This window comes from Desulfosporomusa polytropa (assembly GCF_055380075.1).
In genome coordinates this window covers 1,162,292-1,178,903 of record NZ_AP042400.1, presented here as the reverse complement: position 1 = coordinate 1,178,903, position 16,612 = coordinate 1,162,292, and the positions used below count along the sequence as shown (strand labels likewise).

Sequence of the window (16,612 nt, the reverse complement as noted above, 5' to 3'; positions counted from 1 at the left end):
ATCTACTTATCGTTGGCGTTGGGTATACGGGGTTTTAGAAAAAACTTCTGTCTTTGCCGGTTACTAGTTGGAATGGAATAGGGTCTTTCGTTCATCGCCCACCAGGGAAGCCTGAACATTACATCTTTCATGTCCTGCAGTTTAAAGGGAGCAAAAGGAGAAAAATATGGCACGCCAAAAGAGCGTAAGGAGATGATATGTATAAGCAGTATGAGCATTCCCAGCATTATTCCGTATAATCCGGATATAAATCCCAGAAAACCAAAGACGAAACGTAAGATGCGCAGGCTCCAGGAAAGGTTATAGGACGGCAAGGCAAAGGATGAAATACCGGTAAGTGCTACAACAATGACTGTCGCAGGCGAGATGATCCCGGCCTGCACAGCGGCCTCCCCGATGACCAAACCGCCGACGATACTGACAGCCTGGCCTACTGGCTGCGGTAAGCGTACACCTGCTTCCCGCAAAGTTTCGAAGGTAAGTTCCATCAGTAATGCCTCAACATAAATTGGAAAGGGAACTCCTTCATGGGCGCCGGCGATACTGATCAGCAAGGCTGTAGGAAACATTTCCTGATGATACATAGCAATAGCTACATAAACACCTGGTAACAATAAGGCTATGGTACTAAAGGCAAAACGGATTAGACGAACTAACCAAGTGACAGGATATCGCTCATAGTAATCTTCGCTGGATTGCCAAAACTGAACCATAATGGTGGGAACAATTAAAGCAAAAGGGGTGCCGTCAACTAAAATTGCTACCCGGCCTTCTAGGACTGCGGCTGCCACTTTGTCAGGCCGTTCACTGTGCTCGATTTGGGGAAATACCGTATAGGGGGTATCCTCAATTAATTCTTCGATATAGGCGCTTTCGAGAATTGAGTCAACATCAATCCTTTTGATTCTTTTGCGCACTTCTGCCACAATTTTAGCATCAGCTGTTCCTAATAAATATGCGAGATTGATTTCGGTTTTGGTTATTCTCCCCACAATATGTTTTTCCAGCCTAAGCTCTGTCGACTTGATTTTACGCCGCAGCAGGGCGGTATTAGTACGAATGGTTTCGGTAAAACCCTCCCGGGGACCTCTGACTACACTCTCGGTAACTGGTTCGCCCACATCCCGGCCTCGCCAACCCTTGGTAATGATTCTTAAAGCCTGATCCGCTCCGTCTACCAGCAAAATGGTATCGCCAGTCAATACAGCATCGGTAATTTCTCCGACTGTCGTGAGCTCACTTACCTCAACCGCTTCAAGAAAAACTTTGTTTATCAACTTGATAAGAAGCTCTGGGCTTGCGGCTTGCGCCGGTGCATACTGGATCTTCATCAGCGATCTCATGATCTGCCCGTTAATGATATCTTTACTCCCAAGACCATCTATAAAAATAAGAATAGCGGAAATTTGTTCTTTGCCAATAACAAATTCGCGGAAGCTTACATCAACGCAGTCACCAAATAAATGTTTCAGCACCTGCCGGTTATTGAAAAGAGACCGGCTTACAGGTAGTGTTTCCGTTTTTTCAGAGGAGTTTGGCGTCATAAGTTTTTGAGCAATTTGATTGATTTCTTCAGCAATTGTGTTGCTTTCGACGGTTAACTGCTTGAGCGCGTCCAAGTTCTCCTGGGTATCGGCGATTAAAGCCTTCGGCATATGTACTGAAAGTTTTTTTATATTACCTACACAAGGGTACTTTCTCCTTTTCATAATTGCCTTCCCATCTTTGGGTTATTATTCCTTTAGTATGGTATACGGTATTAGTATTTATGTATCATAAACAAAACCTCCCTGCAGTTATCACAGGAAGGTTTTAGTTGATATATCGTTTTATTTTATTTGTACATGATATTTAAATGCCTATAAACCCTTGTTTTTTCTAATCTTCTTCATCTTCATCAGGCATATCGAAGTTGGTGTAGACTTCCTGAACGTCATCGAGATCTTCTAAGGCCTCTAAAAGCTTCATCATTTTTACTGATTCATCGCCAGGCAGACTAGCGGTAGTCTCTGGTACCATCGTAATCCGGGAAACCACTGTTTTTATATTGTTTTTATCTAACGCTTCCTGGACCTGTTCAAAATCTTCTGGCAGACAAGTTATTTCATACTCGCCTTCTGTTACTTCAACATCTTCAGCGCCAGCATCGAGTGTCATAAGCATAAGTTCTTCTTCGTCAATTTCCTCTTGTTCAACAACAAATACACCCTTTTGCTTAAACATCCAGGAAACACAGCCTGTTTCTCCCAAATTGCCGCCATATTTAGAAAACAAATGCCGTACATCAGCAGCCGTCCGGTTACGATTGTCAGTCATGGCTTCAACCATAATAGCAACACCACCCGGTCCATACCCTTCGTAATTTATTTCTTCATAGTTATGGCCCTCAAGCGCACCTGCACCCTTTTGAATAGCTCGCTGGATATTTTCTTTAGGTATGTTATTTTCTCTGGCTTTTTGCAAGGCCAATTTTAAACGCATGTTACCGGTTAGATCGGCGCCACCCATTCTTACTGCTATGGTAATCTCCCGACTGATTTTGGTAGTAACTTTGCCACGTATGGCATCTACCTTACCTTTTTTATGTTTGATATTCGCCCATTTTGAATGTCCTGACATGTAAAATACTCCTCTCAGCTAAGTGAATCGCCAATATTGTAACATAATAGCAAGTAATTGGCAAAGTACAATTTTTAAATCCACTCAATAATGACTTCTTTTCCTTTAGAATGCAATACCGTTTTCAATTTATTTAACACCTGAGCTTTAATATTCATCTGCATTGGAAAACTGGGATTTTGGTGGGCAGGATTAACCGCAAGTCCCGCAAAAACTTTAATTGTATCAGCCTTATTCAATAGTTTAGCTAATAAAGTAGCACCATCTTGCTTTCTGGAATTACGCAGTTTTGTTGTATCCATTAATCGGTCAACAGCAGCATTTAAGGTCAGTACCCCCTCAGTAACCAAATCAACTCCGTCCAGATAAGCAATCGGTGGTATTTGCGAATCATGACAGGTTAAATCCACTTTAAGCGGACAACCAATTACCCGGCTGACTATTTGGGCAGTAGTTCCTCCGGAAACCACCTTTTTGCCTGGCTCCGCAAATAGCCGCCAGACAAGCTCTCCATCATGCTCCACCTTGGCAGGAGGTCCGGTAAGTAAGGTTAATTGTTGCGGATAACGCATCTTAACAACTAAAGCGGTGGAATCATCGCCAGGCTTTCCAAGATAGTACCCTTCACAGCAATCTATTAAATGTTGCCCGATAACTTCTGTATCACCATCTTCTTTCGTATCTATTTCGATCTGTTTGGCTACGCCGTTCCAACCCCAGCCCAGTTTAAGTAAACCGCCAATACCGGCATGAATTACACCATCAGTCACTGCTACTAATACATCATCTTCCTGGAGCCAAAGCTCTCCCTCGCGAATGGTTTTGCCACTGATTACTTTCTCGTGGGTAGGAAACTGAATTACCTTGCCTTTACGCACCAGGAAAGTAGCCGGACAATCAAACTCAACAACAGTTGTTTGACCATCAGGAGCAATCTTAATAATATGCAGCGTCGAATACGCGATCTTTCGCTGGCGACAAACCGGCAATGTTTCGGCAATGGTATTAACTACATCTTCCAGCGGTATGCCGCGTTTAAGCATGACGGTAGCGATTTTAGTCGTTAAAGTCGCTAATATATTCGCTTTAACACCACTACCTAGCCCATCAGACAGTACAATGATTGTTGCTTGCGGTGTTCTGGCAATACCAACATTGTCGCCACACAATTCTTCACCAACTTTAGACAATTGAGCTACACCAACTTCGGCATGAAGACGCTGCATTAGGCTTTCCCCCTGCCTTTTATCAGCATAATCAGCTCTAACAGGGTTGATTTGGTTTCGGCTGTAGTCTCACCTAATAACCCAGCGATTTCTTGCGCAACATGCATTTGCTTATTGATGATTTCAGTGGCTTTTTCTACCGTGTCTAGTTTCATTTGCTGCAGTTCCTGATGTTTTTTTTCAAGAGCAGTCACATCAGTAATAATCGCGATTACTAGACCATGTTCAGGTACGGGAATAATCATCTGCTCAGTAATAATACCATAGCTAGCATAATCAACCCGTTTACCGACAATCTTATGCCCAAATTTTGCGACTGCAATAAAATCTGTACAATCAAAGAGTTCAGTTAAGCTCATACCTTTGTATATTTCTTGGGTTGCACCAAACATTCGTTTAACAGCCGGATTGAATTCCTTAATAATCATTTTTTCATTAACAGCAATTATGGCATTTAAGGAGTTTTCTACGATGATATTTGCAAATGATTCTGCCTTAGAGCGCATATAAGGTACGCACATATCAATCTCGGCAATCCCCTGAAATACAGCAATTGCCTTGTCGCGGCAAGTATCATACCCGCAGGCACCACAATTTTTTTCGTCCTTGAGGGCAAATTTTCCTGTCTGTTTAAGAATCTCCAACACTTCATCTTCTGTAGGTATAATCGCTTTTATTGGTTTAGGAACATAAGATTTAGATAGCTCATGGTTACTTTTAGTGGAAATACCTTGCCATTGAGTTTCGCTATGTAGAGCACTCTTAGCATAACTCAATACCCTATTTCTTTTGGTTTGCAACAATTGACGTGTTCCCATAGCAGGGCCATTGATACAACCGCCAGCGCAAGCCATGGCCTCAATAAATTTCGGAGAAAATTCCCGGATACTTAAGCCTTCAAATACTTCAAGGCAATTTTCTATGCCATCAACTGCAATAACTTCTTCATCCGCAATTTGCGATAAAAATGGCAGCAAGACCCCGCCTGCTACAGGAAAACAACGACCAGCATATGCAGATTCAGGCAACGGCTTAGTTGCTTTTATTGGAACTTGTTCAGTAATAATAGCAGTATGCTGCTGCAGCCATTCCTTAAGCTGTTCAAAAGTAATAATAGCATCTACTTGCGAACCGAGTGAGCCGCCCTCGGAAATTTTCGCGATACATGGCCCGGCAAATACGACAAAACTATCTTGTCCAAACGCCTGCTTAATAAGCTTAGCATGTGTCAGCATCGGCGATAAAACCGGCGCAAGATTATTGATTAACTTAGGATAGTATCTTTCGATAATATTTACAATAACCGGACAACAGGAGGAAATAACCGGTTGATTCTCCCTGTTATTATCTTTTATATAGGTTGCATAGAGTTGCGAGACCAGATCAGCAGCAGCGGCAGTTTCTACAACAGCACTAATCCCAGCATTTTGCAATCTCCATGTCAAGTTTTTCCAGGAAAATTCAGGAAAAGCCGCTACATATGAGGGGGCTAAACTCACAATTACTTGCTTACCGTTTGCAATAGCCGTGGTTAGCTTTTGTATTTGCCTGTCTATTTCTTTCGCTTGTTGCGGACATTCGGCAACACACCGGCCACAAAGAATACATTTTTCCTCAATAACACGGGCATGGCCCTTATCTATTCCAATTGCTTTAACAGGACATGCACGCACACAGCGAAAGCAATCCTGGCAATTTACCTTACGAGTTATGATGGTATTAATATTGCTTCCCTCCCAACACTTTCTCTATAAATATTTCATAGACTTTCTCTTGAGCTACATTCGTAATAATTTCGTCATTTATTTTGATAACTACGCCTTCTGTGCACTGCCCCTGGCAAAAGTTTCCCTCAATATCAATTTCGCTTTGGACTTCATATTTAGTAATTAGTGCCTTAAAAGCATTCAGTACACCATAAGCTCCCCGCAAATGGCAGGCACTCCCGAAACAAATGGACAACCGTAGCATAATTGCACCTCATATTATCGTGAATCATTTCACTTTATTGTATTTCATAATTACTCTAGATACAACAGGGTTCTGCTGTGCGGGCGGGTAATATGCAAGTAATATACTATCCTGCGAAAATAGTAAAAAACCTGCAAACAAATAACCTTGCAGGCTTTGGTACCTGTGAACCATATATCAATAACCATTGCTAATTATAGCATATTTGTCCAGGAGAAAAATTCAGAAAATAAATTTACTTTAGGCACACAACGGGTATTTAATATTTGTCGCATTGTTTATTTTTTCAATCTCCGCGATAATATTAGACAGTTCATCCATTTTTATCGACCGAGCCATTGATACATCACATAAACATCTACGAAACCTTTGTCCTTGTAATTAAAAGCATTTTGCAACGTACCAACTATATTAAAACCACACTTTTCCCAAAGTTTAACGGCAACTCGATTAGTTGATACTACAAAATTATATTGCATTCCTTTAAATCCAAATTTAACTGCTTCTTGAAGGGAATGTTCACATAGTGCTCTGCCTATACCTTCTCCACGAAATTTTGAGTTAATGACATATCCTGCATTGCAAATATGAGAACCTAATCCTGGTTGGTTTGGTTTTATGAAATATGTACCCACAATCTGCTGATTTTTTATTGCTACATACGTTGCCAAAGGGATCTCCATCCATATGTGAAAGCCTTCTTCTTTAGAAGTATCAGGTAAAAAAGAATACGTATCTCCCTTAGAAAAGACATCGTGTAGGATAGGCCAAATTTCATCAAAATCCAAATTCGTTGCACGCCTTATTTCAACCACTCAACTTCCCCCCTTTAGGAAATACATTTTTCGTTAAATTGCCATCCCGAAGGAAGGCTTACCCGTTATAATCATTCATAAAATCAGGGAAATCTTCATCCTTGCCAAAATCTGTTAATCTTTTTCTTGCTTCATCGACAGTAGTCCCGATTCTTGTTGATTCTCCATTTTTATTGATCAACAAAATTTCTCCATTTCCAATTACTACTTGCTCTAAATCATCTAGACTCATCCAAAAATATTGAGACTCCATATCATTATCTCCTTTACTATTTTTTAAGTTATTAGGCAAAAGGGGATTAAATTCCTGCAATATATTTTAGGTGACACCACCGAAGTGCTGTCACCTGTTCACACGTTATTAAATCCGGCGTCGACTAGCAGCAATATCACAAAGTTAGGACAATCCAATAAATTTTTTACCGCTAACACATATATTCACGCCTTAGAATCAACAGAAAAACAATCAGCTAACGTCATGCAGGGACTATTGGCCTCCGGCACGCCAGGGGCTTATTATCTACTAATTCGAATCTGAGCTACTTCATATCTTGTAACTTCAATTTCCTTATATCTATAAACAGCGTTATAGATATGGCGAAGGTATGCTGAAATATTTATCACATGCCGTATGGGCTTCATAACATTTCCCTTTCTAGTAATAGTCAATACAACTATTATATAAGAGATAAGCCAAATAGTCGAATGGAATGTGTAGGTAAAGCCGCACCTATCATCGAAGCTCAATAAACCGCTTACCGTCCAGATCATCATTGAACAGATAAACTTCCTTATTCCATATACGGCAAATATACCTCATACCATGCCCGCCACCCGATTAGTAGCAGCGCCCATGGGAACGTCCAGTACCTTATCGACTTCGAACTTGCCAAATATTCTAGTAGAATGTTGTGTTCAAAATACTTTCACCATAAACAAAAAAGCTACCTTTCGGCAGCTCTCTTAACAATCTCTTGTATCATCATCATCTTATTATTGTATTTACCATTAAATCCCTTTTATGTTGGTTACGAAAAAGTCAGTAGCCTTTCCAAATGCTCCGCTTTTTGCTCGTAACTGACTCGTCTTCGAATCATCTTCTTGTGTAGTCATAACATTAGAAACTACTGTTTTTTGTTTTGCATCAATATAAATAGCGCAAACATCTAACGATACACGGGTACTATCTCGACGAAGAATTACTTTATGAGTATCAACTATTGGTTGTGAAAGGATAAGAAAAAGCACATTATCATAATTACTTTGGTTAGCAAAATCCAATAAATCAGCTTTGGTTGCTGTTTGTTCGGTTAAAAAGCCCTTATTATTCCAATATGCTTGATAACGGTTTTGAGATTCAGTGCCAATACTTAAACTGTAGTTACTAGGTGTAAACAATTTGGGCAACTTATCCGTTAGAATATTATAGTAGTCAGGTGTACGAAAGTCCGATGTTCCAATAATAACAACGCCTACACTTTTTGGTGCTGCTTGAATTGAAACAATTCCAAACAACAACAGGCAAAACAACAACAAACTAATCTTTTTCATTTGTCGATCCCCCTTATAATATGATACCTCTCAATATTTCGACTATATACAACGTGTTAAAGATTTTTGCATCACCTACCTGCGCCTGCAAACTTCTTTACTGCGGAATATACAGTTAAGTAATTATACCATATTAATCCATGTAATAACTTAAAGATTGCTTAAAGAAAAATAGCTCATTCTTTGCTACTGTTTGTGTATCATTAGGCCCAAAGCAAGGCTCAAGCATGAAAAAGGGTCCATAGCAAAGTGCCATGAACCCTTGAATTTACTGGTGGAGATAAGCGGGATCGAACCGCTGACCTCTTGAATGCGAGCCAAGCGCTCTCCCAGCTGAGCTATATCCCCACGATTTTTCAGGAACCGTTATATTATCATAGTCACTCGTGTTTGGCAACAAGTAACTTATGGTAACTTGCATTCCCTCAAAACTAAACAATGTAAGAGTATCATCTGCCAAGATATACCGACCTAGAAGTTAGTTCAGTTGTTACGCCGAACGGTTCTCCCTAGAAAGGAGGTGATCCAGCCGCACCTTCCGATACGGCTACCTTGTTACGACTTCACCCCAATCATCGGCCCCACCTTAGACGGCTAGTTCCATTGCTGGTTACCCCACCGGCTTCGGGTGTTGTCAACTTTCGTGGTGTGACGGGCGGTGTGTACAAGGCCCGGGAACGTATTCACCGCAGTATGCTGACCTGCGATTACTAGCGATTCCGACTTCACGGAGGCGAGTTGCAGCCTCCGATCCGAACTGAGAGCTTGTTTATGCGTTTTGCTTGACCTCGCGGTCTTGCTTCGCTTTGTTTAAGCCCATTGTAGTACGTGTGTAGCCCAGGACATAAGGGGCATGATGACTTGACGTCATCCCCGCCTTCCTCCGTCTTGTCGACGGCAGTCTCCCTTGAGTTCCCACCATTATGTGCTGGCAACAAAGGATAAGGGTTGCGCTCGTTGCGGGACTTAACCCAACATCTCACGACACGAGCTGACGACAGCCATGCACCACCTGTTTTCGTGTATCCGAAGATAGGAACTAATCTCTTAGTCTTTCACTCAATGTCAAGCCCTGGTAAGGTTCTTCGCGTTGCGTCGAATTAAACCACATACTCCACCGCTTGTGCGGGCCCCCGTCAATTCCTTTGAGTTTCAACCTTGCGGCCGTACTCCCCAGGCGGGGTACTTATTGCGTTAGCTTGCGGCACAGAAGGGGTCGATACCCTCTACACCTAGTACCCATCGTTTACGGCTAGGACTACCGGGGTATCTAATCCCGTTCGCTCCCCTAGCTTTCGCGCCTCAGTGTCAGACACAGTCCAGAAAGTCGCCTTCGCCACTGGTGTTCCTCCCAATATCTACGCATTTCACCGCTACACTGGGAATTCCACTTTCCTCTCCTGCACTCAAGATTCCCAGTTTCCTGCGCCTATACGGGGTTGAGCCCCGCACTTAGACACACGACTTAAAAATCCACCTACACGCCCTTTACGCCCAATAATTCCGGACAACGCTTGCCACCTACGTATTACCGCGGCTGCTGGCACGTAGTTAGCCGTGGCTTCCTCCTTTGGTACCGTCATTAGAATGCATTATTCACACATCCCACGTTCGTCCCAAACGACAGAGCTTTACAATCCGAAGACCTTCTTCACTCACGCGGCGTTGCTCCGTCAGACTTTCGTCCATTGCGGAAGATTCCCCACTGCTGCCTCCCGTAGGAGTCTGGGCCGTGTCTCAGTCCCAGTGTGGCCGTTCATCCTCTCAGACCGGCTACTGATCGTTGCCTTGGTGAGCCATTACCTCACCAACTAGCTAATCAGACGCAGACCCATCTCTAATCGGTAGCTTATAAATAGAGGCCACCTTTCTTATCCTAGTCATGCGACCAAGATACCACATTCGGTATTAGCACCACTTTCGCGGTGTTGTCCCCAATTTAGAGGCAGGTTGTCTACGCGTTACTCACCCGTTCGCCACTAGGAGTTATTACTAACTCCCCGTTCGACTTGCATGTGTTAGGCACGCCGCCAGCGTTCGTCCTGAGCCAGGATCAAACTCTCCAATAAAGTTTGCCGTCTATGAGCTTATAAACTTAAATACCATTGCTATCTTAATTAAAGTAGACAAACTACATTAATAGACGCACCAGGCACAAATTCAAAGTCACAGAGTGACTACATTATATGAAGCCATTTGTTGGCTCTATAAATCAATTTAGAATTGTTTTTGGTTTTATATGTCGCAAGCGACATACAATCGCACATCTGGCTTTTATGATGCATTACTTACATTGTTCAGTTTTCAGGGAACGTCGTGCACGGCTGCACTATTGTCGGCCACTTTTTATTACTTGCATCACAGCGGCAACATTTATATATGATATCACGTTGCACCTACGATGTCAACAGGTTCTATGCAATGCTGTTCTGACAGAACAACATTAATTTTTAGGACTGCCATTACTGCTACCAGCACTATTTCCATTTAACAAGTCACTATCAAGTGGGAATGGAAATTGAACATACGTATTAGGCACTTCACCAACTACAACGTATTCTGCGATAGGAACCTGCGTATTGACGCTAACACTTTGACTTACTAACGGGACTACAATCCGAATTTGTGTAGTAGCAGCCAAGTAAACCATATGCCTTGTCTGATTGATACCAGCTTGTTCAAACTTATCAACTACTTTAACCTGGACTGTACCTACAGGGATAATAGTAACTGTGATTTTAGGACCCATACTGGCTAACATCTGACTGCCTAATACTTGACCAATAGGAATATTGATTTTTTCTTCAGTTATCTCTTCCAATGCATCCTGTACCTTCATAGTAGTATCTGCAGCTAATCGGTTAAATTCCATAGTATTAGGTTGAATAAGCACCACTCGACCATGTTCATCTAATGTAACATTCACCAATGTTTTAGGGTCCACAGTAAGACTTACTCTATTATTAATAACATTGTTAATGGCTTGGGTTGCAATACGAGTTGCTCTTGTTTCCGCAATGGCCATGAGAGTTGGTTTTAAATGGGTTTCCACCCTCCAAAAAAAGAACACCATTAAAATTATCAAAATAGCTGCTACTAATGGAAAGAGTGGTATTACGCGTCTGCGTCGTACAGAAAACCGCATTTCTCCCCCTCCTCCTGACTACTCTTTCTCTAGTTGATTATATATATGGCGAAAGATGGGTATTGGTTACTAAATATATACATTCATTATAATTTAAATTGGTGGGAATGCTACAAAAAAAAGGTGAGGTGATTCGTATATGGATGGCTTAGAAAAACTGAAATTACGTGTTGCCAATGAGACTCTTGGTCAGGAAATGAACACAGAAATAACCGAAGATAATTATGAACGTATTCTTGACGAAAAGAAACTGGAAGTTGCTGAAGAATTGGGTCTCAAAGAAAAAATTGAGAATGTCGGTTGGGAAAACATGACAACCAAAGAAGTCGGTAAAATCGGCGGGCGAATGGGCGGTCAGATTGGTGGACAAATGGTCAAAAAATTAGTAGCCATGGCCGAATCTCAGATGGTTCCTGTCGATGACGTCACTATTCAAGATACTAAAGAGCATTTGGAAGAAAATCAGTAAAAATAAAAAATTGGGTCGCAGATGCGACCCAATTTTTATTTTAGGATAATACGGTGATAATTCTTTTTACCCTTACGAATAAGGAGATTATTATTTTCGAATAGATTAGCTGTTAAGAGAAAGTCTGGATCAGATACCGTGGTATCACCAATATAGAGACCACCTTGCTGAATTAGTCGTCGTCCTTCGCCTTTGGACGAAAAAATCCCTGTGCTCGCAAGAACATCCAGCAGTTTTGTGTCCAGCATATCAGTAGTTATCGATATCGTTGGAACATTATCCAAATTCCCAGTTCCGCCAAACAATGCTTTTGCAGCCTGGTCGGCCTTCTCGGCGTCATCCTGACCATGAATTAATTTAGTCACCTCAAACGCCAGTGTCTTCTTCGCGATATTAATTTCTTTATCTTTAAGAGCACCTAGTCGCCGAACTTCTTCCATCGGTAAAAAAGTTAGCAGAGCCAAACATTTTTCTACATCAGCATCATCAATATTGCGCCAGTATTGGTAAAAATCATAGGGGGACGTCTTTTCAGCATCTAACCACAAGGCTCCCTTTTCGGTCTTACCCATTTTTCGCCCATCACTGGTGGTCAATAAAGTAAAGGTCAGCCCATAGGCTGGTTTGGCTTCCTTACGTCTGATAAGGTCTGCACCGTACAAGATGTTGGACCACTGATCGTCACCGCCCATCTGCATAATACAGTTACATTGACGATTAAGTTCCAGAAAATCATAGCTTTGCATCAGCATATAGTTAAATTCTAGGAATGACAAGCCCTTTTCCAGCCGCTGTTTGAAGCATTCGGCAGTTAACATTCGATTAACGGAGAAGTGCACGCCGATATCTCGCAGAAACTCTACATAATTAAGTCTTAATAGCCAGTCAGCATTATTCATCATCAATGCTTTGCCATCGGAAAAGTCAATAAACCGCTGCATTTGCCTTTTAAATCGCTCACCGTTATGGTTGATAATTTCTGCGGTCAACATTTTCCGCATGTCCGCTTTACCTGAGGGATCTCCTACCATGGCTGTCCCACCACCTATCAGGCAAATAGGACGGTGTCCGGCCTGCTGCATATGAGCCATTACCATCATGCCTAAGAAATGCCCGACATGCAGGCTATCAGCAGTAGGGTCAAAACCGATGTAAAACGTAATTTTTTCCTTATCAAGCAGCTCCGCAATTTCTTCTTCATGCGTTAATTGTTGAATAAATCCTCGTTCTTTGAGAACATCTAATACAGACATTGTTAAATCCTCCTCATTGACCGGGTTCAAGCACTGGTACATAGAGATAATAAAACCGTCCCTAGTCTGGGGACGGGAGTAAACCCGCAATACTCTTCCCATTCATACAAATTCGTATATAATGTATTATTTTAATATATATATGTCTACATTGTCAATTTCAGCCATGCTATGTCACTAAATAAAAGTATAACTCAAGATCATTAGAAAACATTACCATTTTTGGCTGCATTATAACATACCAAATTTAATATTGCAAACTGTTGACAAAGAAATACCTATCCTTAGTTTTTTTATGATATAATGGTTAGCGAATCAAATCCTTTAAACCTGATCAAAAAAATTATGAGTGTCATTATGATTGAATCTGTAAGGGGATGAAAGTATGCAAGATAAAAATAATGAAAACAAAGAGAGTAATCGACAACGTCCCAAGAAAACTTCACGAAGATTTACGATTATTGTTACTCTCGTGTTCATGGTTATGTTGCTGGGAGCCGGATTGGGGTTTTTAACCGCCAGTATTCATACCATGCCCAGCTTAAGTGGCGACATACGCCCTGCTGTTTCTTCCCAAATTTTTGACGCTAATGGGAAATTGATTACCACCATTCACTCTGTTGAAAATCGTTTACCGGCATCTATCAATAAAGTACCAAAAAACCTTCAACATGCTTTTATTGCTGCTGAAGATGCCCGTTTCTATCAACATAGTGGTATTGATCCTCGTGGTATTTTGCGTGCGGTCTGGTCTAATGTGACAGACAGGGGCATCTCTGAAGGTGGCAGTACTATAACACAGCAATTAGCTAGAAATGCTTTACTTTCCCAGGACCAAACGATTAAGCGTAAAATTCAGGAAGCTTTTTTATCTTTGCAAATTGAACGGCAATATAGCAAAGACGAAATACTTGAAATGTATATGAACCACATTTATTTTGGGCAAGGCGCATATGGGGTTCAGACAGCAGCACAAATATACTTTGGAAAAAATGTCGAAGATTTAAACTTAGCCGAATGTGCCATGATTGCTGGTATACCAAAAAGTCCAAACTATTATTCTCCTTCAAGCAACTTAAAAGCGGCTAAAGAACGTCAAGTTATTGTGCTGGAACAAATGGTTAAATATGGCTATATTGATTCACTTTCGGCTGCTAAGGCACGAACTACTGAAATTAAACTAGCCCCCCGTGTAGCAGCATCTGCTGCTACACCTGCTTCTTATTTTACTGATTATGTAATACAACTTCTTATCGACAAATATGGTGCTGATGCCGTATATAAAGATGGTCTTAAAGTATATACAACATTAGATCTTGACATGCAAAGCAAAGCAGAACAGGCCATGAATAAGCTCCCAACGCTTCACACCGATGATAATGGTATTAAACAACCGCAAGGAGCTCTTGTCGCCATTGAGCCACATACTGGTCATATAAAAGCAATGGTCGGTGGCCGCGGGAATGACCAGTTTAATCGGGCCGTTTTGGCAGAGCGCCAACCAGGATCGGCGTTTAAACCATTTGTCTATTTAGCAGCTATCGAGAGTGGGTTTACGCCAGCCAGTGTTGTTGAAGATAGCCCTGTTAGCTTTGGCAGCTGGTCGCCTGTGAATTATGATCGGAGTTTTCGGGGTTCGGTAACACTGCGAACTGCGCTTGAACAGTCGTTGAATGTAGTTACTGTCAAACTGGCACAACAAGCCGGTATTGATAAAACGTTATATTATGCTCAGCAGATGGGCATTTCTACGCTGGTACTTACTGGTGATACGAATGATCGCAATTTAGCCATGTCATTAGGTGGTCTTACCAGAGGAGTTACCCCTATGGAGATTGCCAGCGCCTATGGAGTACTGGCAAATAATGGTATTCGCGTTGAGCCTACAGCCATTGTTAAAGTTGTTGATCGCAATGGTAAAGTAATCGAGGAATATATTCCTAAGGAAAAAGTAGTTGTCAATGAACGTAGTGCATTCCTGCTTACAGATATGATGAAGGGGGTTATTAACAACGGTACAGGTACCGGCGCGTACTTTGGACGCCCAGCTGCTGGGAAAACAGGTACTACCAGTGATTATAAAGATGCCTGGTTTGTTGGCTTTACTCCTGATTTAGTGGCCGCTGTCTGGATGGGTTGCGATAATCCGGAATATCTAAACGGCGTTACTGGCGCTACAGTTCCTGCTAGTATATGGAAGAGCTTTATGAGTGGCGTTGCTGACAAATATGTAGCTCGTGATTTTGTTAGGCCGTCTGGTATTGTCGGTGCCAGAGTCTCCGATAAAGACGGTCTGCTTGTAAATGATCCGAATAACAAGGATGGCCGCAGTGAGATTTTCGTTGAAGGCACTCAGCCCACTAAAGTGTCAACAGTTCCTGCGACAAAAGATAGTAAGGATACTAAAGATGGCAAAGGTAAAGATGGTAAAAATACTAATACTGATAGCACGGCTGCAGGTGAGCAAACTTTGCCACCACCGCCCGCAAGAGGCGATAATACTACAATAGCACCCCCACCTCCACCTAAACCTAATGATGCTACGAAAAAGAATTAAAAAAAACACGCGTAATTTACGCGTGTTTTTTTCTATTTACGCATATACATTATCATAGTTTTATTAACCACTAAGCCCAGTATCTTCTTCACCTAACCAGAATAGTAAAATGATGATAATAATTATAATTATCCAACTGCTACCAAATCCACCACAACCGCCAAATCCTCGAGGCATTTGTATTCCTCCTTTCATCCTAGTTAAAGAGACTCTTCTCTTTACTGCAATATATGAACTTTGTGTTTTATTGGTCACTCGCCTTGGGAGTCAACAATAATGCCTTAATTCTTACCTTAAATAGCAGTATCCAGTAGCTAGAAACACACCTCGCAGCGTGTCCCTAGAAGATGTAAGTAGAAAAATTATAGAGTAGTGTCATCACCTTCGAAGAAGAACAGTAGCAGAATAATGATGATAATCCAAATACCACCAAATCCATGACCGCCAAATCCACAACGAGACATTTTAACTACCTCCTTACTTATCATTAATGAGGGCGAAGTACGGCCGCCCTTCTACTACAATATATACATTTTATAAGGAAAATGTTACTGGCCTAAACGGACATTTTACTTGCTACGATTCTCTTGTTTCAAATAGCCTTCTAATTTGTTTGGGCGCATCAGTCGCTACTTTGACCGACTGCATAGTATTATTTATGACGTCGGTAACATTGCGAATTTTATCGACAGTTGATGACATCGAAGTAATTCCTCTGTCCATTGGAAAGTTATCTGATGCTAATGTTAAAACGATTACCATAAGCTGAACATTTAGATTAGGATTTTTCATTATTTTTCTTAATAATGCACCAGGCCCTCGTGAGCTCATTTTCTGCGAATCATTTGTAGACAGAGCTGCAGGTGTTTTTTCGATTATAGGTTCTTCCACTTCCATGTCTTGATTCACAACAGGTACTGGTTTTTCTATAAAAGATTTCCTGATGTTTTGGTGATATTTCCGCGCACGCATATGTTCATCACCTTTCAAAAAAACATTTTTCTAC

The 16,612-nt window shown here is 41.5% G+C and carries 13 protein-coding genes, 1 tRNA gene and 1 rRNA gene; 2 read left to right on the top strand and 13 right to left on the bottom strand.

The features are described 5' to 3' along the window. Positions 1-2 precede the first annotated feature (2 nt). From ACZ449_RS07385 to yunB, 11 genes are all read right to left on the bottom strand, one after another. Complete coding sequence (locus tag ACZ449_RS07385; RefSeq protein ID WP_464260382.1) at positions 3-1,709, bottom strand: spore germination protein; 1,707 nt, start codon at positions 1,707-1,709, stop codon at positions 3-5. Positions 1,710-1,878: 169 nt separating this feature from the next. After that, positions 1,879-2,619: a YebC/PmpR family DNA-binding transcriptional regulator gene (locus ACZ449_RS07380; protein WP_464260381.1), complete on the bottom strand. Its 741-nt coding sequence runs from the start codon at positions 2,617-2,619 to the stop codon at positions 1,879-1,881. 74 nt (positions 2,620-2,693) lie between these two features. Beyond that, entirely contained in the window at positions 2,694-3,845 is a 1,152-nt protein-coding gene (locus ACZ449_RS07375) for a SpoIIE family protein phosphatase (RefSeq protein WP_464260380.1), read from the bottom strand. Next, on the bottom strand, positions 3,845-5,557 hold the full coding sequence (locus ACZ449_RS07370) for a [Fe-Fe] hydrogenase large subunit C-terminal domain-containing protein (protein WP_464261835.1): 1,713 nt from the start codon (positions 5,555-5,557) through the stop codon (positions 3,845-3,847). The genes ACZ449_RS07375 and ACZ449_RS07370 overlap by 1 nt, the downstream gene beginning before the upstream one ends. 7 nt (positions 5,558-5,564) lie before the next feature. Then, positions 5,565-5,816, bottom strand: a complete 252-nt coding sequence (locus ACZ449_RS07365) for a (2Fe-2S) ferredoxin domain-containing protein (RefSeq protein ID WP_464260379.1) — start codon at positions 5,814-5,816, stop codon at positions 5,565-5,567. A 323-nt stretch (positions 5,817-6,139) separates the two neighbouring features. Beyond that, complete coding sequence (locus ACZ449_RS07360; RefSeq protein WP_464260378.1) at positions 6,140-6,631, bottom strand: N-acetyltransferase family protein; 492 nt, start codon at positions 6,629-6,631, stop codon at positions 6,140-6,142. Between the two features lie 58 nt (positions 6,632-6,689). After that, complete coding sequence (locus ACZ449_RS07355; RefSeq protein ID WP_464260377.1) at positions 6,690-6,884, bottom strand: hypothetical protein; 195 nt, start codon at positions 6,882-6,884, stop codon at positions 6,690-6,692. Positions 6,885-7,639: 755 nt separating this feature from the next. After that, positions 7,640-8,182, bottom strand: a complete 543-nt coding sequence (locus tag ACZ449_RS07350; RefSeq protein WP_464260376.1) for a hypothetical protein — start codon at positions 8,180-8,182, stop codon at positions 7,640-7,642. A 272-nt stretch (positions 8,183-8,454) separates the two neighbouring features. Beyond that, positions 8,455-8,530 (bottom strand) — tRNA-Ala (locus ACZ449_RS07345). A 165-nt stretch (positions 8,531-8,695) separates the two neighbouring features. Next, positions 8,696-10,251 (bottom strand): 16S ribosomal RNA (locus tag ACZ449_RS07340). Positions 10,252-10,625: 374 nt separating this feature from the next. Then, positions 10,626-11,327 carry a sporulation protein YunB gene (yunB, locus tag ACZ449_RS07335; protein ID WP_464260375.1) on the bottom strand — a complete coding sequence of 234 codons (702 nt, stop codon included), beginning with the start codon at positions 11,325-11,327 and terminating at the stop codon, positions 10,626-10,628. 139 nt (positions 11,328-11,466) lie between these two features. Between yunB and ACZ449_RS07330 the strand changes: the two genes are divergently transcribed. After that, positions 11,467-11,796, top strand: a complete 330-nt coding sequence (locus tag ACZ449_RS07330) for a small, acid-soluble spore protein, alpha/beta type (RefSeq protein ID WP_464260374.1) — start codon at positions 11,467-11,469, stop codon at positions 11,794-11,796. A gap of 35 nt (positions 11,797-11,831) precedes the next feature. Here the strand turns inward: ACZ449_RS07330 and tyrS are convergent, their stop codons facing one another. Next, positions 11,832-13,049, bottom strand: coding sequence for a tyrosine--tRNA ligase (gene tyrS, locus ACZ449_RS07325; RefSeq protein WP_464260373.1), 1,218 nt, complete (start codon positions 13,047-13,049; stop codon positions 11,832-11,834). A gap of 385 nt (positions 13,050-13,434) precedes the next feature. Between tyrS and ACZ449_RS07320 the strand changes: the two genes are divergently transcribed. Continuing rightward, positions 13,435-15,606: a transglycosylase domain-containing protein gene (locus ACZ449_RS07320; protein WP_464260372.1), complete on the top strand. Its 2,172-nt coding sequence runs from the start codon at positions 13,435-13,437 to the stop codon at positions 15,604-15,606. A 576-nt stretch (positions 15,607-16,182) separates the two neighbouring features. Here ACZ449_RS07320 and ACZ449_RS07315 read toward each other — a convergent pair. Continuing rightward, a complete protein-coding gene (locus ACZ449_RS07315; RefSeq protein ID WP_464260371.1) occupies positions 16,183-16,596 on the bottom strand; it encodes a hypothetical protein in 414 nt (137 codons plus the stop codon). Between the last annotated feature and the right edge of the window lie 16 nt (positions 16,597-16,612).